21 protein-coding genes, 1 pseudogene and 1 riboswitch are annotated in these 25,208 nt (G+C 54.0%); of the genes and pseudogenes, 15 read left to right on the plus strand and 7 right to left on the minus strand.

Features of this window, described 5'->3' with window-relative positions; genetic code table 11:
• Window positions 1–385: 385 nt before the first annotated feature.
• Both fba and SK3146_RS28835 read left to right on the plus strand, forming a co-directional pair.
• Complete coding sequence (gene fba, locus SK3146_RS28830) at window positions 386–1,252, plus strand: class II fructose-1,6-bisphosphate aldolase (protein ID WP_249862002.1); 867 nt, start codon at window positions 386–388, stop codon at window positions 1,250–1,252.
• 35 nt (window positions 1,253–1,287) lie between these two features.
• A complete protein-coding gene (locus SK3146_RS28835; protein WP_249862003.1) occupies window positions 1,288–2,238 on the plus strand; it encodes a 1-phosphofructokinase family hexose kinase in 951 nt (316 codons plus the stop codon).
• Window positions 2,239–2,389: 151 nt separating this feature from the next.
• On the opposite strand, the gene SK3146_RS28840 is transcribed toward SK3146_RS28835, so the two are convergent.
• Window positions 2,390–3,400: a LacI family DNA-binding transcriptional regulator gene (locus SK3146_RS28840; RefSeq protein ID WP_249862004.1), complete on the minus strand. Its 1,011-nt coding sequence runs from the start codon at window positions 3,398–3,400 to the stop codon at window positions 2,390–2,392.
• A 202-nt stretch (window positions 3,401–3,602) separates the two neighbouring features.
• Here SK3146_RS28840 and SK3146_RS28845 point away from each other — a divergent pair, with 202 nt between their 5' ends.
• The 3 genes from SK3146_RS28845 to SK3146_RS28855 all read left to right on the plus strand — a co-directional run bounded on the left by SK3146_RS28845 (window position 3,603) and on the right by SK3146_RS28855 (window position 6,262).
• Window positions 3,603–4,535 (plus strand): aldo/keto reductase, encoded by a 933-nt coding sequence (locus SK3146_RS28845; RefSeq protein WP_249862005.1) that lies wholly within the window; start codon window positions 3,603–3,605, stop codon window positions 4,533–4,535.
• A gap of 57 nt (window positions 4,536–4,592) precedes the next feature.
• On the plus strand, window positions 4,593–5,606 hold the full coding sequence (locus SK3146_RS28850; RefSeq protein ID WP_249862006.1) for a zinc-binding alcohol dehydrogenase family protein: 1,014 nt from the start codon (window positions 4,593–4,595) through the stop codon (window positions 5,604–5,606).
• 158 nt (window positions 5,607–5,764) lie between these two features.
• Window positions 5,765–6,262 carry a DinB family protein gene (locus SK3146_RS28855; protein ID WP_249862007.1) on the plus strand — a complete coding sequence of 166 codons (498 nt, stop codon included), beginning with the start codon at window positions 5,765–5,767 and terminating at the stop codon, window positions 6,260–6,262.
• Window positions 6,263–6,348: 86 nt separating this feature from the next.
• Here the strand turns inward: SK3146_RS28855 and SK3146_RS28860 are convergent, their stop codons facing one another.
• The 3 genes from SK3146_RS28860 to SK3146_RS28870 form a co-directional block, all read right to left on the minus strand.
• Window positions 6,349–7,773, minus strand: coding sequence for a family 43 glycosylhydrolase (locus tag SK3146_RS28860; RefSeq protein WP_249862008.1), 1,425 nt, complete (start codon window positions 7,771–7,773; stop codon window positions 6,349–6,351).
• Between the two features lie 56 nt (window positions 7,774–7,829).
• Window positions 7,830–9,146 carry an ABC transporter substrate-binding protein gene (locus tag SK3146_RS28865; RefSeq protein WP_249862009.1) on the minus strand — a complete coding sequence of 439 codons (1,317 nt, stop codon included), beginning with the start codon at window positions 9,144–9,146 and terminating at the stop codon, window positions 7,830–7,832.
• Window positions 9,147–9,434: 288 nt separating this feature from the next.
• Entirely contained in the window at window positions 9,435–10,280 is an 846-nt protein-coding gene (locus SK3146_RS28870; RefSeq protein ID WP_249862010.1) for a helix-turn-helix domain-containing protein, read from the minus strand.
• A 157-nt stretch (window positions 10,281–10,437) separates the two neighbouring features.
• Between SK3146_RS28870 and SK3146_RS28875 the strand changes: the two genes are divergently transcribed.
• A complete protein-coding gene (locus SK3146_RS28875) occupies window positions 10,438–11,316 on the plus strand; it encodes an alpha/beta hydrolase family protein (RefSeq protein WP_249862011.1) in 879 nt (292 codons plus the stop codon).
• Window positions 11,317–11,547: 231 nt separating this feature from the next.
• Here the strand turns inward: SK3146_RS28875 and SK3146_RS28880 are convergent, their stop codons facing one another.
• The 3 genes and pseudogenes from SK3146_RS28880 to SK3146_RS35375 all read right to left on the minus strand — a co-directional run.
• A complete protein-coding gene (locus SK3146_RS28880) occupies window positions 11,548–11,886 on the minus strand; it encodes a VOC family protein (protein WP_249862012.1) in 339 nt (112 codons plus the stop codon).
• A 169-nt stretch (window positions 11,887–12,055) separates the two neighbouring features.
• Window positions 12,056–12,658, minus strand: coding sequence for a class I SAM-dependent methyltransferase (locus SK3146_RS28885; RefSeq protein WP_249862013.1), 603 nt, complete (start codon window positions 12,656–12,658; stop codon window positions 12,056–12,058).
• Window positions 12,659–13,344: 686 nt separating this feature from the next.
• A pseudogene (locus tag SK3146_RS35375) lies at window positions 13,345–13,623 on the minus strand (IS1380 family transposase); the annotation flags it as partial.
• A gap of 335 nt (window positions 13,624–13,958) precedes the next feature.
• Between SK3146_RS35375 and SK3146_RS28895 the strand changes: the two are divergent.
• The 9 genes from SK3146_RS28895 to SK3146_RS28935 all read left to right on the plus strand — a co-directional run bounded on the left by SK3146_RS28895 (window position 13,959) and on the right by SK3146_RS28935 (window position 25,180).
• The gene (locus SK3146_RS28895; RefSeq protein WP_249862015.1) at window positions 13,959–14,339 is read left to right on the plus strand and encodes a GntR family transcriptional regulator; all 381 of its coding nucleotides are present in this window, start codon (window positions 13,959–13,961) and stop codon (window positions 14,337–14,339) included.
• A 4-nt stretch (window positions 14,340–14,343) separates the two neighbouring features.
• A complete protein-coding gene (locus tag SK3146_RS28900; protein WP_249862016.1) occupies window positions 14,344–15,060 on the plus strand; it encodes an ATP-binding cassette domain-containing protein in 717 nt (238 codons plus the stop codon).
• Window positions 15,057–16,655, plus strand: coding sequence for a hypothetical protein (locus SK3146_RS28905; RefSeq protein ID WP_249862017.1), 1,599 nt, complete (start codon window positions 15,057–15,059; stop codon window positions 16,653–16,655). The genes SK3146_RS28900 and SK3146_RS28905 overlap by 4 nt, the downstream gene beginning before the upstream one ends.
• A gap of 332 nt (window positions 16,656–16,987) precedes the next feature.
• Complete coding sequence (locus SK3146_RS28910) at window positions 16,988–17,563, plus strand: class I SAM-dependent methyltransferase (protein ID WP_249862018.1); 576 nt, start codon at window positions 16,988–16,990, stop codon at window positions 17,561–17,563.
• Between the two features lie 6 nt (window positions 17,564–17,569).
• Window positions 17,570–18,178, plus strand: coding sequence for a DedA family protein (locus SK3146_RS28915; protein ID WP_249862019.1), 609 nt, complete (start codon window positions 17,570–17,572; stop codon window positions 18,176–18,178).
• A 213-nt stretch (window positions 18,179–18,391) separates the two neighbouring features.
• A riboswitch (cyclic di-GMP riboswitch) is annotated at window positions 18,392–18,475 on the plus strand.
• A gap of 104 nt (window positions 18,476–18,579) precedes the next feature.
• Window positions 18,580–19,029 (plus strand): chemotaxis protein CheX, encoded by a 450-nt coding sequence (locus SK3146_RS28920; protein WP_249862020.1) that lies wholly within the window; start codon window positions 18,580–18,582, stop codon window positions 19,027–19,029.
• A 120-nt stretch (window positions 19,030–19,149) separates the two neighbouring features.
• Window positions 19,150–20,280 carry a sensor histidine kinase gene (locus tag SK3146_RS28925; RefSeq protein WP_249862021.1) on the plus strand — a complete coding sequence of 377 codons (1,131 nt, stop codon included), beginning with the start codon at window positions 19,150–19,152 and terminating at the stop codon, window positions 20,278–20,280.
• A 514-nt stretch (window positions 20,281–20,794) separates the two neighbouring features.
• Complete coding sequence (locus SK3146_RS28930; protein WP_249862022.1) at window positions 20,795–23,890, plus strand: efflux RND transporter permease subunit; 3,096 nt, start codon at window positions 20,795–20,797, stop codon at window positions 23,888–23,890.
• A 45-nt stretch (window positions 23,891–23,935) separates the two neighbouring features.
• The gene (locus SK3146_RS28935; RefSeq protein ID WP_249862023.1) at window positions 23,936–25,180 is read left to right on the plus strand and encodes an efflux RND transporter periplasmic adaptor subunit; all 1,245 of its coding nucleotides are present in this window, start codon (window positions 23,936–23,938) and stop codon (window positions 25,178–25,180) included.
• Window positions 25,181–25,208 lie beyond the last annotated feature (28 nt).

Below are 25,208 nucleotides of genomic sequence, written 5' to 3' on the forward strand. Positions count from 1 at the left end.
AAAATAAATGATTGAAAAAATCAAAAAAATGATTTAATATTTCATTATAAACGACATGGATGGAGTGATAGTTCCACCCGGTCTTCGCGGTCCAATACCGCGTCGAAGCGCAAAAAAAGGCGAAGGAGAAGGCATGAAGCGGGCGGCAATAGATCGCACAGGCTGCAGCTTCGCGTTTCATCAATTGAAGGTATCGTTCAAAACTATGAGCGAAAACTTCGTTAAGCCTGCGGGAGACCGAATGGAAATGCGTCGGTATATCGTTGCCCAAAATGTCGGCAGACCTTTCCCACGTCGCGATCGTTTTCAACCCGGCTTGCCGGGACATGCTTTGCTGCAAGGATGACTCGTTTCTTAAGATTATTCATCATTTGGAGGTAATCATATGCCATTAGTATCGTCCACCCCATTACTGCAAGCGGCCAGAGCGAACGGCTACGCTGTAGGAGCTTTTAACGTACACACGCTGGAAATGCTGCAAGCCGTTGTCGAAGCGGCGGAAGAAACCAACTCGCCTTTGATTTTGCAATCGACGGTAGGGACCGTCAAGCATTTGGGAGCGGACTATATCGCCGCCGCCGCAAGAACGGCCGCCGACCGCTCCAGCGTTCCGATCGCGCTGCATCTCGATCACTGCACTGAGTTCGACGTGCTCGTACAATGCATTCGCGCAGGCTACACCTCGGTGATGATTGATGCGTCGATGCATCCGTTCGAAGAGAATGTGCGCCAGACGAAGCGCGTCGTGGAAATCGCCAAGGCGGTCGGCATTAATGTCGAAGCGGAGCTCGGCAAAGTCGGCGGCGTCGAGGACGATATCGTGGTCGCCGAGCATGAAGCGCTGATGGCGGACCCGGACGAATGCGCCCGTTTCATTGAGCTGACGGGAGTGCCTACGCTGGCACCTGCGATCGGAACGGCCCACGGGATTTATAAAGGGGAGCCGAAGATCGATTTCGACCGGATCGGCCGCATTGCGCAGAAGGTTGCGGAACCGCTCGTACTGCACGGCGGATCGGGCATTCCGGAGGAACAGGTGAAACGCTGTGTCGCTCTCGGTATGGCCAAAATGAACATCGCTACGGAAATCCGGATCGTCTTCTCCGATGCGATCAAGCGCGTGTTTGCCGAAAATCCGGATGAAAACGATCCGCGCAAATATATGATTCCGGCGAAACAAGCGGTCAAAGCGGCGGCCATCGAAAAAATGCGGATGGTCGGCTGCATTGGCAAAGCGAGCGATTGGCGCTAGGCGCCGAGCTTCGCGGCGCTTTTAGGAGGAACAGGATGATAACGACGGTTACGCTTAATGCGGCGATAGACAAAACGTATTACATGGCGCGTTTTCCGCTGGGCCGCGTGTCGCGCGTCAAGCAGATGTATGCCGAGCCCGGCGGTAAAGGAATTAATGTGGCGAGGGTGATCCATCAGCTGGGGCTCCCCGTGACGGCGACCGGGTTCCTCGGCGGCTATAACGGAGACTGGATTCGGATGGCGTTAAGCAGGCAAGGCATTACCCATGATTTCGTGCAGGTGGAAGAAGAATCGCGGCTCTGTCTGAACATGATCGACGAGGAAGTCGGCGTCTCGACAGAGGTGCTGGAGCCGGGACCGTCGATCCCGGAGCGGGCGATGGAGCAGCTTTCGGCGGCGGTCGGCAGGCTGGCTGCCCGCTCGCGCATCGTCTGCTTCAGCGGCAGTTTGCCGAGCGGCGTGCCCAGCGGCTATTACGCCGAGCTGATCGGGATTGTGAAGCAGGCCGGAGCGCTGGCTTTTCTCGATACCAGCGGCGAGGCGCTGCGAAGCGGCGTCCAGGCGGTTCCTGATTTCATTAAACCGAATGAGGATGAAATCGTGCAGCTGCTTGGCGAGGAAATGAACGGGGAAGCTGCTTCGTCCAGCCGGACTTTGCAAGAGAAGCTGGCTTCGCTGCAAGCTAGGGGCATGGCGGGCGTGACGGTGTCGCTCGGAGCGGAAGGCTCGCTGTCTTCGTTCGACGGCAGCCTGTTCAGGGCTGCAGCCCCGCGGATCGAGGCCATAAACACGGTCGGCTGCGGCGACGCTTTCGTCGCCGGAATGGCCGTAAGCACGGCGCGGGAGCTGCCTGCGGAAGAGCGGATCGCGTTTGCGACGGCAGTCGGCACGGCCAATGCGCTGAACGCGAAGGCCGGATATGTGAAGGCAAGCGATGTGGAGCGGCTGCTCCGCGAGGTGAGTGTAGAACGGATAACAGGCTAGCCGCCTGCCGGAATAGAGTGAGTGAAAACGGTGCGATCCTTGGGGGCGCACCGTTTTTTTATTGTTTAGGAAATGATGCGCAGCAATAAGGACAACGATAGATGTTTTCCCCATTGCCGCAACCCTTTAAAATGATGCCCGGCGGCTGCACTTACGCTTTCACCGTCGATTTACGCACGATCAGCGTCGAGGGCAGCATGATCTTGCGGCTCCGCGCAGGGGCGGTGCCTTCGATTCGTTCGATCAGCATCTGCATTCCCATATAGCCGATGTCGTAGGCCGGTTGGGCCGCTACCGTCAGAAACGGGTTATAGTCCGGAATCGGCTCGGGATCGTCGAAACAAGCGACGGAGATTTCATCCGGAACGGTCACGTTCATTTCTTTCAGCGCTCGCAGCGTGTTGACGCCGATGAAATTGTTCGCCGCCACGATCGCCGTAGGCCGGGCTGCCGGAGCAAGCGCCATGAAGGTCCGGACGATGTCCGAGAAGCTGTCCTGCCGGAAATGCGTTTCGATCAGCAGCTCCGGACAGGCCTCAAGGCCGCTTAGCACCAGCGCGTCAAGGAACGCCTGTCTTCTCTCGCGGGCGTTGGAAATGCCCGAAGGACCGTTGATCAGCGCGATCCGGCGATGTCCCTGCTCCGCCAGATGAGCGACAAGCTCTCTGGTCGTCTCCACGTTGTCGCCGCTTGCCAGATCGGCGTCGATGCCTTCGACATAGCGGTCGACGAAGACGAACGGAACGCGGCGCTTCGCCAGCTTGCGCAGGTTGGGCAAGGAAGCGTCGCCCGTCGGCGCGATGAGGACGCCGTCCACCTTGGAGGACAGCAGCAGATCGACGTAACGGCATTCCTTGTCCGTCTGTTCGTCGGAGTTGCCGAGCAGCATCTGATAGCCGGACTGGAGAGCTTTATCCTCGGCTCCGCGGGCGATGGTCGTAAAGAACGGATTGGCGATATCCGGGATCACCAGAGATACGAGCTTCGTTTCCTTGGAGACAAGACCCCTGGCCTGCTTGTTGGGGATATAGTCCATCTCCCGGATCACGGCCTCGACCTTCAGGCGCGTCGCCTCGCTGATGGCGGGGGAATGGTTAATGACGCGGGAGACGGTCATGGGAGACACGTTGGCTTTTTTGGCTATATCGTAAATGGTTACCATAATGAATTCAGTTCCTCTCAAATTTCCAAGAGCTTGACCGATTGACGAATCGGGCAGTGGCTGTTATGTTAATGTTATCGGTAACATAAACATAACATATTTTCGGGCTGATCCGCAATCAGCAGCGGGCGGACACCGCCCGCAAGCCGGAGGAAGATAGGGTACCGGCGGATGAGGTCATGCTAGAGGAGGAGGGACAGGAATGAAATATAGGCAGCTCGGGAAAACGGGGCTTCAGGTTTCGGCGCTGAGCTTCGGGGCCTCGTCGCTTGGAGGCGTTTTCCGCGATATTGACGAGAAGGAGGGAATACGCGCCGTCCATGAGGCGGTAGAGCGCGGGATCAATCTGATCGACGTGTCCCCGTATTACGGCTTGACCAAGGCGGAGACTGTGCTGGGACAAGCGATAAGCGAGCTCGACCGCAGCCGCTTTTACTTAAGCACGAAGGCCGGCCGCTACGGCAGCGAGGAGTTCGACTTCTCTCCCGGGCGAATTATCCGCAGCGTGGATGAAAGCTTGCAGCGGCTCCAGACGGACTACATCGACATTTTATATTTGCATGATATTGAATTCGGTTCCATGAAGCAAATTTTGGAGGAAAGCATTCCGGCGCTGCAGCGTCTGAAGGAGCAGGGCAAAATTCGCTTTACCGGCGTATCCGGTCTGCCGCTGGCGATCTTCCGCACGGTGCTGAATGCGGCCGAGGTGGACAGTATGTTGTCTTACTGCCATTATTCGCTCAACGATACGTCGCTGACGGAGCTGCTGCCGTTAATCGCTGCGAACGGGACGGGGCTTGTCAATGCGTCTCCGCTGTCGATGGGGCTGCTGAGCGGCAAGGAGCCGCCGTCTTGGCATCCCGCCGGAGAAGAGACGAAGCGGGTGTGCCGGCAGGCGGCGGAAGCGTGCGCGGCCCGCGGCATCAACCTGCCGAAGCTGGCGATTCAATTTGCCACCGCGAACGAGGCGATTCCGACGACGCTGGTCAGCACGGCCAGACCGCAAGCGATCGCGATGAACGCCGACTGGGCGGACGAGCCGATCGATCGGGAGGAGCTGGCGCAGGTGCTGGAGCTGCTGAAGCCGATACATAACCACACATGGCCGAGCGGCAGGCCGGAAAACAGTATGTAATCGCCGCGTTACATGTCACCATCTAACCCTATTTCGGAGAAAAGAGGCGTAATTCGGATGAAAACGATTGTATGCGAGGAACCGAATCGTTTGGCGATGAAGGAGACGGAGAAACCGGAGGCGGCACCCGGTGAAGCGTTAATTCGCATCCGGCGGATTGGGATTTGCGGCACCGACTTGCACGCGTACCGGGGCAATCAGCCTTACTTTGTGTACCCGCGCGTATTGGGGCATGAGCTTGCCGGAGAGGTGATAGAGATTGGCGCGAACGCTCAAGGACTTAAGGCGGGCGATACGGTAGCGGTCATTCCGTATCTCGAATGCGGCGAATGCGTCGCCTGCCGCAGCGGCAAGCCGAACTGCTGCGTAAAGATGAGCGTGCTCGGCGTGCATCAGGACGGCGGGATGCGCGAATATATGACCGTTCCGGCGGAACATCTGCTGTCCGCCGAAGGGCTCGGCTACGATCAGACGGCGATCGTAGAATGCTTCAGCATCGGCGCTCATGCGGTTCGCCGGGCGCAGATCGTCCCGGGCGAATTCGCGCTGGTTATCGGTGCCGGACCGATCGGTCTGGGCGTCATGAAATTCGCCAAGCTGGCGGGAGCCCGGGTCATCGCGCTCGATATCAATGAAGAGCGGCTTCAGTACTGCAAAGAGTGGGCGCCGGCCGATTACATCGTCAATGCGAAGGAAAACCCGCTGCAGCAGATTGCGGATATGACGGGAGGCGATTATCCGACCGCAGTGTTCGATGCGACGGGCAACGCCAAATCGATGGAGGGCGCCGTCCAATATGTGTCTCACGGCGGGAGGCTCGTATACGTCGGCTTGGTGAAATCCGATATCGCCTTCAGCGATCCCGAATTCCACAAGCGGGAAATGTCGATAATCAGCAGCCGCAACGCGACCCGGGCCGACTTCGAGCATGTGCTCGACAGCCTCCGCGGCGGCCGTATCGATACGTCATCGTTCATTACGCATCGGGCCGGCTTCGATGAGATGATAGACGCTTATGAATCGTGGCTGAAGCCGGAGACGGGTGTCATTAAAGCGGTTGTTGAATTATAATTAAATAAAGCGGAGCGTATCCTGACATACTGTTGTCAGTAAAGCTGTTGTATAGTTGAAGCAAAGAGTCCGTTTGGAGCGGCGGGATGTTGCCGGACCTGCTGCAGCTAAGATAATGAACGAGAACTGACACAACTATTTCAGGGAGGCGTTTACTTATGTTTACGACCATTCAACAATTTATCGAGGAATACGGCCAAGAATCGGCCAATACGCAAAAGCTGCTCTATGCTTTGACGGATGAATCGCTTAGCCGGGAAATAGCTCCGGGATACCGGACTCTAGGTCATCTTGCCTGGCATTTGGTGCCGAGCGGGGGACTGCTCCATCCGACCGGACTTAAGTTCGAGGCGCCGGATGAGCGCAGCGAAGCCCCGTCGTCGGCAGCGGCGATTGCCGAAGCTTACCGGGCCGCTTCACAGTCTCTGATTGACGCGGTCCGCAATCAGTGGACCGATGCCAAGCTGCAAGAGACGGCGACGGTTTTCGGCCAGCCCTGGAAAAACGGATTGACTCTGCATGTATTCCAGAAGCATGAAATTCATCACCGCGGGCAGTTGACGATTTTGATGCGTCAAGCCGGTCTGCCGGTAACCGGAGTGTACGGTCCGACCAAAGAAGAGTGGGCGGCTTTAGGAATGGAAGCCCCCGTGTAACAAACGAGCGAAGGGCCCTCTCCTGCAAACAAGAGAGGGCCCTTCGGCTTGCTCCGCGGGCGGCTGCCGGGAGCGGGGAAGCTAAGCTATGTATGATCAGACACGCCATAATGCGGCGCGATCAGGAAGCTTTGGCTGCGGAGGGCGGCGCCGTCCTCATGCTTCGGAGCGGCCGTCAGCCTGCCGCTGCGCTCGCCGCCCATGGTCAGCATCAGCCCGGTTGCGCGGCTGATGACGGCGGACCAGCCGCCGCTCTCTACCGCGGCGAATTGCCAGAACTGGCCGTCGCCGTCGGCGCGGGGGCGCAGCGCAAGCTCAACGGGCTCAACGCGGTCCGGCGTCTGCACGGCTTCGAGGCAGCGCCCGCTCGCCTTGCTCACGATGCGGACATATCCGTCCGCCGTCTGCTCGAGCAGCCAGTGCTGGCGCGTGGAATCGTACGCCAGCGTCTCGGCGATCAGTGCGTCCGAGCTGTCGTCCTCGGCGGCCAAATAGCGGCGAGAGCGGTTCAAGATGCGGATGTAGCCGCCGGCAGACGCAAGCTCCGTGTGAGAGGCGCCCGCCCCCGTACCGTCTCCGCTCTCCTCTGCGGCATTCACCTTTACCTCATCGCTCCATAGCAGCGTCATCGTCGTGTCGTCGGGAAAGCGAATGGGCAGTATCGCATAGGACGACCGGTGATAGTCCCGCGGATGCCAGCGGTCTCCGACGTACCAATAGCTTGTGCCGGCTTCGCCTTGCAGCGGCAGGATAAAGGTCGGCTGCGTATCGTAGGTCGTCGGCCCGCCGAAGTCCAGCAGGCCGGACCAGCGGCCGGTGAGGCTGCGGGAATAGGCGTATTTGCCTTGGTTCGGCTCCCAGCCCGTACAGCCCGAGCTGATCATGAAATAAACGCCGTTGCGCTTGACAAGCGCGGGGGCTTCCCGGTATTGACTGGGCCATAACGTGCGAACATGCTCGTCAATAGCGAGATAGTCGTCGCTGAGCCGGTACATATGCAGATCGGCGTTGTCCCGCGCCGCCGAGATGAAGTAGGCCGCGCCGTCGTCGTCGACGAACAGCGTACAGTCCCGCGACATCGCTCCCGACGGGTTAAAGCTGCCGTGATACACGTAATCTCCGTCGACGGTGTCGCAGCTGGCGATCGCGCAGCGGGCCGCTCCGTAGTCCTGGCCGTTCTCCCAATGCATCCACATGACGTATTTGCCGGTCGCGGCGTTGTAGATGACCTTCGGCCGTTCGATATTCGCCCCGCGCCCCGTCTCCTTATCGGTGACAAGCTCCGGGGACGTCCGCATGTCGATCGGCAGAAACCTCGAATCCAGCGTCAGCACATCGCCGCGAAATTCCCAATTCGTCATGTCCGTCGTGCGATAGCAGGAGACGCGTTTGCGCCCCTGCCGGTTTTCTCCGAACCAGTAGATGTACGGCCCGGATTGAAGCATGCCCCCGCCGTGAGCGTGCAAGGGCTGGCCGCTCGTATCTTTCCATAAAGAACCGTTGTACAGCATATGGTCATTCTCCTTTGCCTATTGATGGTCCCGCGCCAGGAAGCCGCGCGATTCGGTTACTTGCCCGCACCGGCGTCGATCTGGCGAATATGATTTTGCAGGCCCTCGTCGGCTACGCGGAGCGTCGTATTAACATCCTGCTCGCCCGCCAAATATTTGGTCACCTGTTCGCTGACGATTTTGCCCGCATCGGGATATTTGCTAGTCGCCGTATAAGCGGGAACGTACGCGCCTTTGAAAATCGCGTCCAAATGCTTGCCTTGCAAAATCGGCATATCCGCACCGAGCTCGCGGCGGATCGAAGCATCCTTCAGCACGGACAATTTGCCGGAAGCGCGCGTCAATTTCTTCTGTATTTCGTCCGACGTCAAAATTTCGATCACCTTGAACGCCTCGTCCTTGTGCTTGCTCGCCTTGGTGACGAAAGCGACGTGCTCGTCGACCATGCCGGCTACATTAGGCTTATCCGGGTTGCTCGGATACTGGGAGATGTCCCAGTTCAGCCCTTTGGCCGCGTCGCCCTGCAGCAGGTTGAAGTTATTGCCGGTCGCGAACATCGCCAGATTGCGGTCCTTCATAAATTGGTTGCGCGGATGCACGTCCGGCACAGGCTCGTTGGACGGGATCGACTCGATGCTCTTCGCAAGCTCCAGCACATGCTTCCATTCGTCGTTATTGAAGTTAGACTTGCCGTCCTTGATCGTCGGCAGCGCTTCCTGGAGCGCCAGCTTTCCGTAGCCGTCGGCTTCCAGCCCGCGGTAGCGCACGCCCTGGTCCTCCCGGCTTACCTTCTTGGCGAGCTCGATCGTCTCTTCCCAGGTCATCCCGTCCTTCGGATAATCGACCCCGAATTTATCGAAAATATCCTTGTTGTAATAAATAGCATTAAAATTGGCATCGTACGGGAGGGCGACCAGCCCGCCGTTGTCGTATCCGCGGATCGTATCCAAATAAGTGGCCTCGAACCGGCCCAAATCCAGGCTATGCTTCTTGATCAGCGGCGTCATATCCTCGACCAGTCCCAGCTCTTGATAGTCGGGAATCAGATTGACCCAGGTCGCTACAAGATCGGGAACTGTGCCGGCGGCAATCATTTCTTTAATATTTTCGCCTTTAAGCATCTCGATCTGAATATTCGGATATTGCTTCGCCAGCGGCTCGACAATCAGCGTTTGAAAATCGGCATCGTTGATTTCCGACCACTTTTGGGCGAGCAGCAGTTTGACGGGTTCTTCGGATTTCGTCGTCGCTTCGGCGGTTTGACCCTGCTCCTTGCCCGCTGCTTGCGGCTCGTTTAAGCCGCTGCTGCATCCTGCCAGAACCATGAAGGCGACGAAGACGGCGGCTGCCGCTTGGCATACACGTGCTTCCATTTTGCAATCCCCCTTGAATATTGTGTTGTAAGCGATTTATGAATAATAGTATCACTGCCTTTTGCCTGCCAACAATTGAAAAAAGCAGGCTAAAATAACACTTTTGCACACAGAGTAAGCGGTAATAGGGAAGATCCCCCGCGCAACGAAAGTCCTATCGCGATTGCACGCGTGAGGCGGCTGATGCGGCGGCGGCATTGACGGACAGGCTCCTTCCTAATCGAGTGCGCACAAAAAACCGCTTGGAAACAGCTTCCCCAAGTGGCTTGCTTGAACTGGAACAAGAGGCTACGCCTTAATGCCTGAGCGGTATTGAAACGGCGTCGAACCGACCTGCATGCGGAAAAACTTGCAGAAATAAGCGGATGACGAGAACGTCAGTTCTTCCGCGATTTCCTCCACGGACATCGTCGTCTCCTGCAGCAGCTTCTTCGCCTTTTCGACCCTTACTTTCGTCAAGTAATGCTTCGGCGACATGCCGTACACCTGCTTGAAGCAGCTCGTAATATAGTTGCGGTGCACATGCAGCTTCTCGGACAGCTCGGCGATGAGCAGCCTCTCCGACCCTCCGTACGTTTCGAGCAAATAAGCGGCTTCCGTGGCGATCAAATGCTTGGAGTTTGAGGCGGGGGAGTCGTCGTTCATTTCGGGAATGACGATCTTTTCGATCAGAAACGCGAGGAACTGCATCATGATCGACTGCATCATCATCTTTTGGGTAAAAGCGAGCTCGTCCTGCGTCCGGAACAATTCGATCAGCCTTTGCATGGATTGGCGGATTTCCGCTTCGATCTCGGGCGTTTGGCGCATGCTGACGATAGGTCTGCGCATTTGGTGAAACAAAGAGTGCACCTCGCGGGGCTCCACATCGAAATGAAAATTGAAGAAGCGGCTTTCCTCATGCGCTTCCGGATAATGCAGAACACCGGAGTTAACCAGAATAAAATCGCCTGCGCGCAGCCTGTACTCGACGCCGTTCACCCACTCGCTCATCTCGCCCGTCTCGACGTATAAAATCTCGAACATCGGATGCTTGTGATTCGGATAGACGGAGCCTTTCTCCGCATTTTTATAGAGAATGCTCCAAACGTGGAAAGAAGTGAAAAAACCGGGAAAGAAAAAATGATCCTTCATTTTTTGCACCGACTTTCGGAAAAAAATGCGGTTTATGATCAGAGTATCATAACGGGGCATTCAGGTAAATATTTCCTCCCCGTGCCATGGGAAACGCCGGCGCTTTCCTGTATGATATACATGGATAGGAAGCGATTGACAATCAGGAGGGATTGCGATGAGTGAATCTGTCATCATTCATGACACATTCGTATTAAACGCCGGCCGGCTAAGCGGCGGGGAGCCGCTGTTCATCCGCGGCGACGTGCGTCTGATCCAAAGAGGAGGCTTGCAGGAAGCTTCGGCGCTGCCGGTTCTGCTCATCAGCCACGGTTTCAAAGGGTTTAAAGATTGGGGCTTCTTCCCGTATATCGCCGGGCGTTTTGCCGAAAACGGCTATTATACGGTTACCTACAATTTTTCCTGCAACGGCGTCGGGCAAACGGATTTCGACGAGCTGGACAAGTTCGCGCTCAATACGTTTTCGCGCGAGCAGGAAGATTTGAGCCTTGTGCTGAACGCGCTGCTGGAGCGGGGGCTTCCTCGCGCCGAGCTGGCCGATCCGTCGCGCATTGCTTTGCTGGGCCACAGCTGGGGAGGGGCGGGCGGCATCGTATTCGCCGCCGAGCATCCGCAGGTGAAGGCGCTGGTCACTTGGAACGGCAGCGCCTATGCCGATTTATTCCCCGCCGAGTTCAAAGCGCAGGTGGAGAAGGACGGCGTAGCGTACGTGGCGAATGCGCGAACGAAGCAGGAGATGCCGATTCGGATCGAGTATTTCGACGATCTGAAGGCAGGCGGCGAGCGGTACGATATCGTGCGGCGGCTCGCCGAGCTGAACATACCCGTGCTGCAGGTGCAGGGAGACCAGGATTCTCCGCGGCTGCAGGCCGGCTTCGAAGCGCTGCGAGCCGGCGCGCCCCGGCATAAGACCGCCGTCGTTGCCGGCGGCAATCATACGTTCGGCGCGGTGCATCCTTTCCAGGGCGCGACGCCGCATTTGGAGGAGGCGCTGCAGGCTTCGCTGCGCTTTTTGGATGAAGCGCTCCGGCGTTAACGGTTTGTAAGCAATCTGCGGCGTCTTAAGCCTGCGTCCGGCGTGATCCCGCGCCGGACTAGACTGGATATGTTGATTCCACGTGGCTTTTAGCATTACGAAACGTCAGACTCTTCGCCAAATAAGTATTAGACTGGCTCCCAAAATAAAACAGCGGCAGCCATGGAATGAAAATAAAGCGTTAGACTGCCGCTGTTTTATTAAGCTGACGTTCACCGTTAGCGTAATCAATTAACTCAGAACCTCGACAGTAAATCCACCAGGCGCTTGGACATAGAACGTCCATGCGTGCGATCTTTGCGGGGGCTCCACATCAAACCCATCATCCTTCATACGTTGATTGATTTCGTTCACCCGATCCTCGCTTTCTTGAATGAAGCCGATATGAAAGGTGTTGGGGTAGCTGACTTGATTGCCTTTCATCAAGGTAAGCACTAACCTACCGTCGTCAAATAATACGGCGAATGTATTGCCGCGTGTGTTTCCAATTTGCAATCCGAAATATTTTACCAAGAAATCGACTGTAGCTTTAACATCACTGACCGTTAGGTTGAGATGGTTTAGTTTCACAAGAACACTTCCTCTTCCAGGAATTTATTTGTTCAATATCCATACTTTAACACAATATCTCCTAATCTGCCCGTTACTTCAATGAGTATAGGAGCTACCCTGCGAAGCTACACACTGTCTGTCCCGTTAAATATCTATCTATAGGTGTCGCAAATTTAACTTTTCATTATTATTTCTGTAAAGTAAGTGCTTGAAAATGTGGTTGTCCATGTTGTAATGGAATTGTGTTAAAACTTATTTCTTTAAAATGTTTTCCTACAACCGCTCTTATTGAATTATCAGAATATGATGCAAAAAAACGTTTAGGATCACACCAATCATTATCCCATATCCCTTCTGAATCTTTTCCGCCATATAATCCCATATAGAAAAGAGCATCTGGTTTCATTATTCGTTTGATTCCTAAAAGTACGTCATCTATTTCGCTTTTAGGCACATGTAACAGACAATTTAGGGCATATACAGCATCGAATGTACTATCGGCGAAATCTAAATCGTAAAAGTCCATGACATATGCTTGAAGTCCTCTCTCCTTGCAATAGCGCACCATCTCGGAAGACAACTCAACGCTTGTTACCTCAATGCCATTTTCCTTGAAATAAAGACTATCAATGCCTGTGCCGGCACCAATTTCAAGTAAGTTTTTTTTATTCGATGAAAGTAACTTGTTCAGAAAATTTTCTCTCTCAATAATTTTCCACTCAGCAGGTGTAGCATTTACCCTTCTATGAGAGTCAATATCATATGATTTAGCAAGATTCATTTTATTCATATGTACACCTCGATTAAAAATGACTTCGAAAAACTTCCTTGCCCGTAGGAATATTAGGCAGCTTTCTTAAGAAGATTATTTCATAAAACTGGAAGTTATACTACTGAAAATTGGCTGATATTTAACTTACAGATTAAAATCGGTAGTTAAACATTACTGACAGTTAGCTGAATGAAGCATGGTCAGTCTACAACTTTATTTTCCACAGTTATCAAGACCTAAATTTAAGAAAGTCAGATAAAATAAAGAGTTCCACATATTGTACATGACTAATATGTGGAACTCTTTATCGTTTCTGCGGCAGCCTCTTGGTGATGGTTAATATGCTCATTACCGGTTAGAGTTCAGTATAATCCATCTTTTGTATACTATAGAAAATCGTCGATCAACGAGATTCCATTGATGATCCGCATCCGACTATCTTGCAGAAAATCGCGGGTCCAATCGTCCGGCTGACGTAAATCCCAGCTCCGGTACATACCGACAACTACTATAATCTCGCGAAGCCTAAGGAAGAGCGACAGCTGATTCTTCCAACCGTCGGGCAACCGTCGACCATCCTCTGTATAGCCTTGTTCGAAATGCTCAATGAAGAGTTCGTACTGCACCTTCCGTTCTGACTTCGAATCTTCCCCGAATACATAAAGCAAATAATAGAGTTGAATAGCAATGTCCTCGGCATACCAACGACCGCCAAGAAAGCGACGGAGCAGCGCATCGTGCTGCAGTTTGCGGAAATGAAACATTCGCTCGCAACCGAGCGTCCAACCAATGATGAGATAGAGCAAGATGCGATGAACAGGGAAAATGGCGTTGTGCGCTTTACCACCGGAGAGGTCCTGCATGGCCTCGGCGAGCTTGATTTTTTCAAGATAGGCCAGGAAGATTTTGACGCCTCCGAAACTCGTGGCGTTTTGTAGCGAAAATTCACTCTTGATTTTGCTGACGTCTGTGGTAGACTTCATCTAAAGGGTGCTCCTCTCTTTGGGTGATGTTGTCTTCGCAAACACCATTCTACCAAAGATTTGGAGCCCTTTTTATATTTTTAGACGATCGTACTTTCGAAATTCAGGATTAATTTTTTAAGCCATTGTTAATAATTCTTTTAAACAAAAAATAGAGGAGATTAGCTCATATAATGAACTAACCATCCTCTATTTACGTTACTACAATTAACCGAGTCCACTACTTTATTTTTCAGTGAATGGAGAATCAGGGTTGAAGTGTATGGTGTGATGTGATACAATCCAAACATAATGTATGGCGTGTAGTCATACACTAGCTACAGTGAGGTGGAAGCATGGATTTTATATGGAAACCGGATCATTTTCGGATCGACCCGTCTCGTCCGTTATATGAGCAGTTCGTAGAGCAACTGCGGGCCGATATTGCACGCGGCGTGCTGGCCCCCGGCATCCGGCTGCCGTCCGTACGGGAGCTCGCGGCAACGATCCGCGTCAATCCGACGACCGTCATGAAAACTTATCAGGAATTGGAGCGAAGCCAGTTGATCGTAACGTACCGCGGACAAGGCACCTTTGTCACTAAGGACGAAAAGGTTATCCGGGAGAGCAAGCGGGCTATCGCCCGCGAGGCGGTCCGCAAGCTCCGCGAGACGGCCGAATCGCTCGATTTGACTGTGGAGCAATTGCTGGAGCTGGCACAAGTAAAGGAGGAATAAGTTTATGGGCGTTAACGTAAACGATGCTCTCTATGCAATCGAATGCAGTGAAGTGAGCGTAACGTTGAAGAAGAAGCCTATTTTGCAAGACGTCACCTTCCGTTTGGAAAAAGGGCGTATCGGCGGCTTGCTCGGACCGAACGGCGCCGGGAAATCGACGCTGCTTAAGGTATGCTCCGGTCTGATGGAGCCGAGCGGAGGCGCGGTGCGAATATTCGGCGAGCCGGCGGGGGTGGCGACTCTTGGGCATATGGCGGTTTTGCCGGATCGGGGCAAGCTGCCCGGCTGGCTGACGGCGGGAGAATGGCTTCAGTTCGCGCGCGATTTGTATCCGGATTGGAACGAGGACTACGCGGAGCAGCTCGTTCAGTCATTGCGCGTCAACCGCCAGTCGCGGATCGCGGCCTTGTCCCGGGGAGAGGAAGCGAGGCTGCAGCTATTGACCTGTCTTGCCCGGAGATCGCCGCTCATCGTGCTGGACGAACCGTTTACCGGCGTCGATATGCTGTCCCGGGAGCAGATCGCTTCGTCGGTGGTCGCCGATCTGGCCGACGGAGAGCGAACCTTTCTTATTGCGACGCATGATATCCGGGAAATGGAAAATTTATTCGATTGCCTCATCCTGCTGGGAGATGGCCGAGTCCGGTCGACGGACGATGTGGATGACTTGCGGCAGCGGGGACTGTCGGTAGAATCACATTATAGGGATGTGTTCTCATGACCGTGATCCCGCTGTTGTCCCGTTTGGAAATGAGCCGATACAGTCCTTTTTTAATCGGAAGAAGACAAAGCAATTATTTATGGATCGTCTTGGCTATCTTGGCCGCGCTCGCCGGGAGCATGGCGCTCATGCGCGATGCGACGACGGTCAGCGGACTGTTTACGTCAGGGGTACTCATCCTGTTCGAGGCGATGCTGCTGCTCGTATTGTACGATTCGACATCGTCCGGCGCCAGATACGGCGTTAGCCGCGACTGGTGGCTGCTGCTGCCGCATTCGCGCCTGTCGCTTCTGCTCGGCAAGGCGCTGGGCCTGCTCCGGTTCGGAGGGCATCTCGCCGCTTATCTGCTCTTCATCCGCGTGGCGCATTACGCGCTTGCCGCCGGCTGGGAGCGGATGGAGACCGTACCGCCGGCGGAGCTGCTGCGGATCTTGGGCGCCGACGCGCTGCTGGCCGCGGCGCTTATGCCTGTCGTCGTCGCTTTCGGTTTGCTGCTGACGGTGTTCCATATAGGGTGGGCGCGTATGGCCGTTACGATCCTGTGCCTATACGTTTCGATGCCTGCGCTCATTTTTACGATCATGGCGGGGAATCGGCAGTTCGCGGCGGATTACTTGGCTCCGGGGGATGTCGCCCGCTACGCCGGGATCATCGCGGCCGCGGGATGGCCGCTGGCCGGACTATGCCTATGGCTCGCCGCGTCCGTCGGAATGAAGCGGATGAGCGGCATCCGCTACAGGAGCGGCGCCGTTTCCCGGGCCGCCGAATCCGGCCCCGGGCTTGCCGCAGCGAAGCAGGGGCAGCTCGGCGGAGACATCCGCCGAACGCCGTTCCGCACGCTCGTCGCGATGGAGCGGCGGCGGCATACGAGCCTGCTGCGGACGAAGGCAGGGAAGCTTATCGCGTGCATATTGCCGGCGGTGGCGGCTATTTTTGCTTATCGCAACGGCGGCAATATGCAGGAGCTGATCTCGTATCAGTCGGCTATCGTTGTGCTCGGCTATATGGCTATCGTCGGTTATTATATAAACCGGCATATGGAGTTTCAGCGCAACGATTCGGCCTGGTGGTTGACTTTTCCGCATTCCCGATATTTGCTGCTCGCAAGCCGCGCCTGCGCTTATTTATCGGTCATGCTTCCGTATTGGGGACTGCTGCTGCTCGGTTGCGCGGCGGGAGCGCTGCTCAAGCAGTGGACGGAGCCGATGCCGCCGGAGCAATGGGGGATCGTATGTCGCTGCGCGGCCGGGTACCTGCTGCTGTTCGTCCCTTTGACCGTTCTTTATATTATCGCGCTGCAAGGGCTGGCGGCTTTCGTGAGCCGCCCGTGGATGTCCGTTCTTTCAATGCCGCTGTACGCAGGCTATGTACTGGGCTTCCCGTTGTCTCAACGGGTCATAGCTCCTGAACGGGGGATCGGGAGGCTGTATCAAGAAGGTCCTTCGCCGGATTTAGGAACGCATCTGCTGCTGTTCTACGCCTTGGTCATCCCTTTTGCGGCGTGGTGCTTCTGGCTTGGAGGCAAGCATATGCACCGGTATTTGCTGGCACGCGATGCTTCGGCCTCCGGGACCGGAAGAAGGAGCAAGCAATGAGCATGCGTCTGCGCCCGAAGACGACAACCTGATAGCTCTGAGTGGTGTCAGTCAACCATACGCCCCCGGTAGCCGGTTAAAGCTACGGGGGTTTTTATATGTTGTTTTTGGGACAACTCCTCCTGAAGCCCTATATCATGGCTAAAACTAACATATGTTGTTAGAATGAATGCCGAAAAGCAGTCCGGAAGACAACCTGGTCTTAAGTCCAGTAAAATCCCGGCCTGCGGACTGTTGAATAGTTCATCCAAAATTTGTATGCTTAATGTGAAAAGTGATAAAATTGTGAACGCATCAAAAAAAGAGTAATCTTATGAAGAGAGGTTCCCACCATGATTGATGTCAATGCGCTAGTTCAGGAAAAGTTTCTATTCCTTCATAAATTTCTCCGTTCCCCTAAGCAGATGGGGAGCATCACGCCGAGCTCCAAATTTTTGGCTAGAGCAATGGTTCGGCATATACCTTGGCATGAAGTGGGCGCCGCGGCGGAGCTCGGAGCCGGCACCGGGGCGATAACCGAGCAAATTCAAGTCAATCTGAAGGAGCGGACCAAGCTGCTGCTGTTTGAAAAGGACGGCATTCTGCGCGACCAGCTTGCCGTGAAGTATCCGGGAGCTGCCTGTTACGCCGACGCATGCCATATCCGAAATGCGATGAAATCCGAGGGCATCGGCCAGCTCGACGCTATTGTCAGCGGTCTGCCGTTCTTTAACTTCCCGCAGGGACTGCGGGATAATATTATGAAGGAAGTGGCGGCTTCGCTGAAGCCGGGGGGATATTTTATCGCGTTCCAGTATTCGCTGCAGATGAAGCATAAGCTCAGCGGCGATTTCGATATGGAGACGATCGACTTTGTGCCGTTTAATTTGCCCCCGGCTTTTGTCTATGTTTGCCGCAAGAGAGGTTGATCGTTCATGAGTTATGATTCGCTGCTGTCCATGATCGGACAATTCGGTTATGCGGCTTTGTTTTTCGCTCTGTGGTTAGGCATCGTCGGCATGCCCATTCCCGATGAAGTTATCGTCATGACAGGCGGCGCTGCAACAGCCAGCGGTTTGCTGCATGTTATACCGGCATTTGCGTTAACGTATTTGGGCGTTATTTCCGGGTTGTCCCTCGGCTATTTTCTGGGAAGGTTCGTCGGCAGTCCGGTGATCGAGAAGCTGAAGCGCAAGAAGAAGATGGACAAATATTTGAGCATGTCCGAGAGTCTGATCGAAAAGTACGGAAGCATGGCGCTGGTGATCAGCTATTTCTTCCCGGTTGTCAGGCATGTAACCCCTTATATTGTCGGCATAAATAAAATGACGTTTCGGCGCTATGCCTTGATTTCCTATTCGACGGGCTTGGTATGGACGCTGATCTTCTTTGTTGCTGGCCGCTTGGCCGGAGACCATGTGGAGGAAGCCGGCAAACTCATTCATCTGTACGGGCTTCGGCTTTTATGGGTGCCTGCCGCGCTTGTGATGATTTGGGCCGTCTATCGGCTCGTTTTCTCCAAACGGTCGCTGGGCGGAGAATAGCTTGTTTTCGGGGCTCCCCGCAAAATACCTGAATCAGCTTCGAAGTCAAGGCCCCACTACTTTGTGGGGTTATTTTACTTTTCCGGGAGGGCGGTAGTCGTAAAGTCATGTTTTTTTGCGGCAATGATATCGGAAAATGATACTATTTTATTACCTTCTATGCTACAATGGGATTAGTTTGATACGTATTTTCCGTGGAAGCTATCATGACAAATCGAAAAACGGCAAACTTATCGAAAGGTAAGGACGCAAAGCCACAGGCCTAAGGAACCATTCTATGGCGGCTGGGTTACCGAAATTGCGCTTATATTCCGGTCTTTGTAGAACAAGACTGCCCAATTTCGGGCAGTCTGTTTTTTTTCTCGGGAAAATAACTTTCATTTGAAAAGGGGTTGTATTGTGTGCAAGCAAACTTCGTCAATCCGTTCTTGACTTCATCGCTTCATGTCATCGAAACGTTGATCCAGATTAAACCTGTCGTAGGGCAGCTCAGTGTGAAAACGATTCACTATACCGAGGACTACGTTTGGCTTAAAATCGGCATCATGGGGCAAATGAGCAAAGACGTTTTATTCGGGTTTCCGGAGACGGTAGCTTTCCGTATGGTTTCCGGCATGATGGGAGGATATCCCGTTAGCCATTTTGACGAGCTATGTCAGAGTGCCGTAGGAGAGCTTGGCAATATGATCAGCGGCAATGCGAGCACGCTGCTGTACCAGCAGGGGATCGAAGTTGACATAACGCCGCCTCATCTCGTTAACGGCACCGCGTACGCTTGGGGAGGGCAAGTGTTCAGCATCCCGTTGTTAATTGACACGATCGGCGAATTCAATATTTACATATCAGCATAAATTCATGCAAAGCAAGAGACAAAATGTATAAAAAAACTGTTAAATAGAGCATTGGCGTGTGTGAAGCTTTATGATAAGTTAAATATTATCACACAATTCAACTATAGGCGGGTTTTCATCATGGACGAAGAGCCTTTGCTGAAGAAAATACGGAATTCGAAGCCGCAGATCGTGCAATTTTGGCTGCGGGGAGCCATCAAGCTTTCGGGGCTTGCCGGGATCGAGAAGCTGCAGCGAAACGGCGACCGGTATTTCGATTATTTGCTGGATATTCATATTCCGGCCGCTGCCCATCCTTTTCAAGCCGTAGTTCCGGACTGGTGTGCCAGGTATTCCGAACTTAAGCTGCAAATTATTGATATTATCGACTGTTCTCACCGTTGGCGCCAAGCCTTTTTTGCGTATTGCGGAGACTGGGCGCCGAAGGATTTGCTCCAGGCGATCAGCATGCGCATCGATTATTTCGAGGCACAGCTCTGCGAGGGCTATTGGCAAAGAACCGTGTCGTCCTTAAAAGAAAAGGACATGGCGATTCATCAGCTTCACGACGACAGAATCAACCTGCTTGGCAAAATGGCCGCGAGCATGGCTCATGAAATTAGGAATCCGCTTACTTCGATCAAAGGCTTCCTTAAGCTGCTGCGTTCCAATATTCAGTCGCTGCCGCGTGAGAAAGCGGATGCCTATCTGGAATTTATTGAAGAAGAATGCAACAATATGCATATGCAGGTTACCGGATTTCTCAGCTTTTCCAGAAGGCCCATTATTGAAGAAGAAATGGCCCATATCCCGGTAAAGCAAATGATCGAATACAACTTGTCGCTGCTAAACCCTCGGCTCATCAACGAGAATGTTCATTTATCGATAAGCATAGCGGACCATTTGACGCTCAATTGCCAGAGGCTGGCGATTCAGCAGGTTTTGAACAACCTGATCAACAACGGCATCGACGCGCTGTCCGAGATCAAGCATGAGAAAAAAATGGAGATCCATGCCTTTGAAGAAAGCTGGGGCATCTCCATCCACATAAGCAACAACGGTCCGGCCATCCCGGCTGAGATTTCAAATACGCTGTTTACCCCGTTTGTAACGAACAAGACGAACGGTACGGGGCTCGGGCTTGCCATTTGCAAGCAAATTATGTCCAAAAACGAGGGAGATATTACTTTTCAAAGCTCGGAAGAAAAAACGGTCTTTATATTAACTTTTCCGAACCGCCCCGCTTGCGATATGCAGCCGGTTCGCAATTGAATCGAAGAAGCCCTGTGCGGCTTCTTTTTTTTGTTGTTTAGGAATTATGCGCAGCCATTTCCTGTGGATATCCGGGGGCTCCCCCGAAAGGAATGTCTACCCATAGAACGATCCCAGAGGAATGGTTAGACGCCGATCCAGCTTAGGCTGGATGCGGACGGAATAAGCTTCAGAGCATCACGTCACTTTTGGGGGATTTGTTCTCCGGATTCGCACATCTGGCAATATGTTCTGCTGGATGACTGCGCAGCTTCTCGTGTATAGTAGGTTTCATGTTAAAAAGAAGTAGAGTTCCTTGCTGACGGCATGACGATGCAGATCCGGGGAGCTCTGCTTATTTGCGTTGCCTTGGTTTGGTTTTCTCATCCCTTTTTTTGGAAGGTTGGTTAGCCCGAAGCCGGCAGCTGCTATTATTTACTAGCTTCGCGCTGCATGCCGGAGAGCCGTTTGTTCATGTTCCGTTCATATTGCAGGTGTATTTTGATGAAAGCTTAAGGTCCTAGGAGGGAACTTCATGAATAAACTGACCAGCTTCTCCATGAAAAATGTAGCTGCTGTGTTCATCATAATCGCTCTATTGATGGGCGGAGGCTTGTACGCGGCATCTACATTGAAAGTGGAGAACATGCCGGATGTTTCGTTTCCGGTTGTATTAATCAGCACGACCTATCCCGGTCCGCCCACGGATGTGATGGAACAGGTCACCAAGCCGCTGGAGGATAAGGTAGCGAACATCGAGGACCTGGATTCCTTAACGTCGACCTCCAGCGACAACGTATCGACGATTATCGTTCAGTTCAAACAGGACGTCGATACCGACAAAAAGAAGCAGGATATCGAGAGCCTCGTTCAGGAAGTGAATCTGCCGTCTACGGCGGAAAGACCGAAGGTCTCAACGTTCGGCTTCGCCTCGATTCCCGCTTATTACCTGGCGATTTACGCCGATAACGGGATGAGCCAGACCGAGCTCGATCAGCTGTATGAGGATCAGATTAAGCCCGGCTTCGAGTCGATGCAGGGGATCGACCATGTCGATTCCATCGGTTCGCGGGAGACGACGATGGACATTCAGCTGAACGCCGATGCGTTGAACAGCTACGGCTTGACGCCTGCACAGGTGACCGCGTCGATCCGCAGCGCGCTGTCGAGCGGCCCTATCGGTTCGGTCGATTTTGACGGAAATACGAAGATGGCGCGGGTTACCGGCGATTTGGACAGCCTGTACAATCTGCAACAGATGGAGCTGCAAACGGCGAGCGGGGGCACGATTACGCTCAAGGAAATTGCCGTCATCAAAGCCGTCACCGATTCCGAATTCAACGCGCGGCTAGATGGCAAACCCGCTATCGGCATTCATCTGTACAAGACGAAAAGCGCCAATGCGGTGAATTTCTCCGACGATGCCGATAAGCTGATCGAAGGCTGGCAGCAATCGATGCCCGGCGTGACCTTCAAGGCCATTTACAACAGCGCGGACGAAGTTAACGAATCGGTTCACGGCATGCTGAAGGAAGGGATTTCCGGAGCGCTGCTCGCTTCCTTGATGATTTTGCTGTTTTTGCGCAATGCGCGCATGACCTTGATCGTTCTCGTATCGATTCCGTTATCGATACTCATTACGTTATTGATGATGTCCCAGCTTCATATCACGCTTAACATTATGACGCTCGGCGGTATGTTCATTGCGGTCGGGCGCGTCGTCGACGATAGTATCGTCGTTATCGAGAACATTTACTCCGCGCTGCAAAAGGCGCAGGAACGTAATGAATCCGTCATTAAGCTCGCTACCAAGCAGGTAGCGATGGCGATTACGTCGTCGACCTTGGCGACGGTCGGCGTGTTCGCTCCGATCGGATTGGTCAGCGGGATTGCCGGCGAGTTTTTCCGGCCGTTCGCCATTACGCTGGCGTGCGCGCTGCTCGCTTCCCTGCTGGTCGCCTTGACCGTCATCCCGATGATGGCCAAGCTGCTGGTGTTAAAAGGCGGACGCATCAAGCATCATGACGAGTCGCATCGCGGCCGGTTGCAGGCATGGTACGAGCGGGTGCTTAAGTGGTGTTTGAACCATCGGATCAAAACGCTGCTCGTGTCCGGTTTGCTGCTCGTCGTCACCTTGGCGACGGTAGTGCCTAATTTGGCCGTCAGCTTTATTCCCGAAGGCAGCTCTGAGCGGCAGATGTACTTTTCCATCAAGCTGCCTTACGAAACGTCCATCGAAAGCACGGATGAGCAGACCAAGCAGATCGAAGCGATGCTGCGCGATGCGAAGGACGGTTCGGGCCAGCCGCTGTTCACCTATGTGGAAGCGTTGGTCGGCTACGGCGGCAAGACGGACCAGGTCGCTTACCAGTCCGAGGTGTATACGGAAGTGAATGAAACGGCCGATCCGGATCAAGTGAGGGATCAATATAAGAAGCTGATTTTGGACGAGCTGCCTAAAGGCTCCGAGGTTACGCCCAAAACGTTGGCCGGCGGCGGCGGCGGCGTTTCTACGACCGATTTCAGCTACATGCTCAAAGGCGACGATCAGAAGCAGCTGGAAGACGCGGCGGCGCTTGTCAAACAAAAGCTGCAAAGCTTCCCGGAGCTGTCCGAAGTCGAAGACAGCCTGAGCGATTCCAAGACAGAGGTTGAAATTGCCGTCGACCAGCAAAAAGCCCGTTTGTTCGGCCTAAGCGCCGCGACGATTCGGGATTCGGCCCGCAGTTGGATTCAGAAGGAACAGCTCGGCGATCTGCACTTTGACAACATCCTGTATAAAACGACGGTCGAGCTGGCCAAAGACGATAAAAACTCGCTCGATAAAATCGGCAAAATGCCTTTGAAGGCTGCAAACGGCAATACGATTTATTTGAACGAAGTAGCCAAGATCAAAGAGGTGCAGGCTCCTGCGTCGCTGCAGCGCGATTCGCGCGAGCAGGTCGTCAGCATTACGGCTAAAATCAACGACGAGAACAAATCCGGCGTCAGCAATAAAGTATCCGCGGCGCTGAATGAAGTTCAGCTGCCGGACGGCGTATCCCGGGAAGTCAAAGGGGTTACGGCGGATATTCAGGAAAGCTTCTCCCAGCTGTTCGTAGCGATGGCTGCGGCGGTGTTCATCGTATACCTGGTCATGGTGCTTGCCTTCGGCAATGCGGGAGCGCCATTCGCGATTTTGTTCTCGCTGCCGTTTGCGGCGATCGGCGGTCTTATTGCTTTATTGTTAACCGGCGAATCGCTGAATATTACGTCGCTGATCGGCTTTATGATGCTGATCGGGATCGTCGTAACGAATGCGATCGTCCTGATCGACCGCGCTCAGCAATTGCGTCAGGAAGGCTACACCGTCCGCCACGCATTGGTTGAAGCGGGTATGGTACGGCTCAGACCGATCATTATGACGGCCGGAGCGACGGTCGTGGCGTTAATTCCGCTGGCGCTGGGCTTGACCAAAGGCACCTTGATCTCCAAAGGTCTTGCCGTCGTCGTCATCGGCGGGCTCACCACCTCCACGCTGCTTACGCTGGTCGTCGTGCCTGTCGTGTATGAGCTGATCGAAGCCATTAAAGGGCGGATCGGCGGATGGTTCCACCGCAAAGCCAAACCGAATCAAACCATGGATATGTAAGGGGAGAAAACAATGAATCAGCGTAAAAGGACGCGTCATAACAGGATGCAATGGGTTAAAACGGCGAGCATGGTGATGGTGGTCGCGGCGCTGGCCGCAGGCTGCGCCTCGCCCAAGACCGCCAGCCCCAATGCCGCCGCGCAGACGGATACGAAGACGGTAAAAACGGCCGCCGTCGACAAGCAAAGCATGGGCGATCCGAAGGAGCAAGTAGCGGATATCGTCGCCGCCTCCGAAGTCGATATTAGCCCCAAAGCCGACGGGCAAGTGCTCGAGATCGTTAAAAAACGGGGAGATACGGTGCAGCAGGGGGAGGTGATTTTCAGACTGGATCAAAAGGACGCGCTCCTGCAAAAGGATAAAAGCGAGGTTGCTCTGAAAAGCGCAGAGGACGCGCTGCAAAAAGCGTCCGAAGACCTCACAAACAGCAAGACGGAGCTGCAAAATTCGATCGCAAAGGCGCAGCAGCAGCTGGACAGCGTGACCAAGGATTACAACAAGATGCATAACGATTACGACGCAGGCCTTGTAACGAAGCGCCAATTGGAACAAAGCGAGATGCAGGTGAACAGCGCGCAGCTGGATTTGCAAAATCTGCAAAACAAGCTGGACGCCATGGACAAAACCAACGGGCTCGCCAGCGCCCAGTCGCAGGTCGATTCCGCGAAGCTCAGCCTTCAAGACATCGACAATACGCTGGATAACTACGCCGTGAAGGCGCCGATATCCGGGGTGCTGACGGATCTGTCCGTGGAAGTCGGCCAATCCGTGGCGCGCGGAGGCAAGGTCGGCCAAGTGCAGCAGCTTGATCCGATCAAAATCAAAGCGGATTTGAGCGAAGCCGCGGCGGCGCTCGTCAAAGGCAAGCAGGAGCTTTCCTTCTACAGCGCGGACAATCCGGACAAGCTGCTGCAAGGACGCGTCACCTATTTGGCGGACGTGATGAACTCGCAGACCAAATCGTACCCGCTGGAGCTGGAAGTCGCTAACGCCGACGGCTACTTGAAGCCGGGCTCCCGAGTGCAGATACAGCTAACGAGCAAGGAGGAGCAGATGGTCATCGCGGTGCCGAGCCTTAGCATCGTAAGAGAGGGCAGCGACGCCTTCGTATTTATTTTGAAGGGAGACCAGGTAGAGAAGCGTCCGATAAAGCTCGGCCGGGTAAACGAAACGTATCAGGAAGTGTTGGACGGAGTGAAAGCCGGCGAGCAGGTGGTCGTCTCCGGGCAGCATCAGCTGAAGGACGGCCAGAAAGTAACGGTTGCTCAAGACGCCAATAATCAGAAATAATCTATCGCTAAAAGCGTGGTGAACAAGC

Source organism: Paenibacillus konkukensis (assembly GCF_023523925.1).
In the GTDB taxonomy this organism is placed as follows: domain Bacteria; phylum Bacillota; class Bacilli; order Paenibacillales; family NBRC-103111; genus Paenibacillus_S; species Paenibacillus_S doosanensis.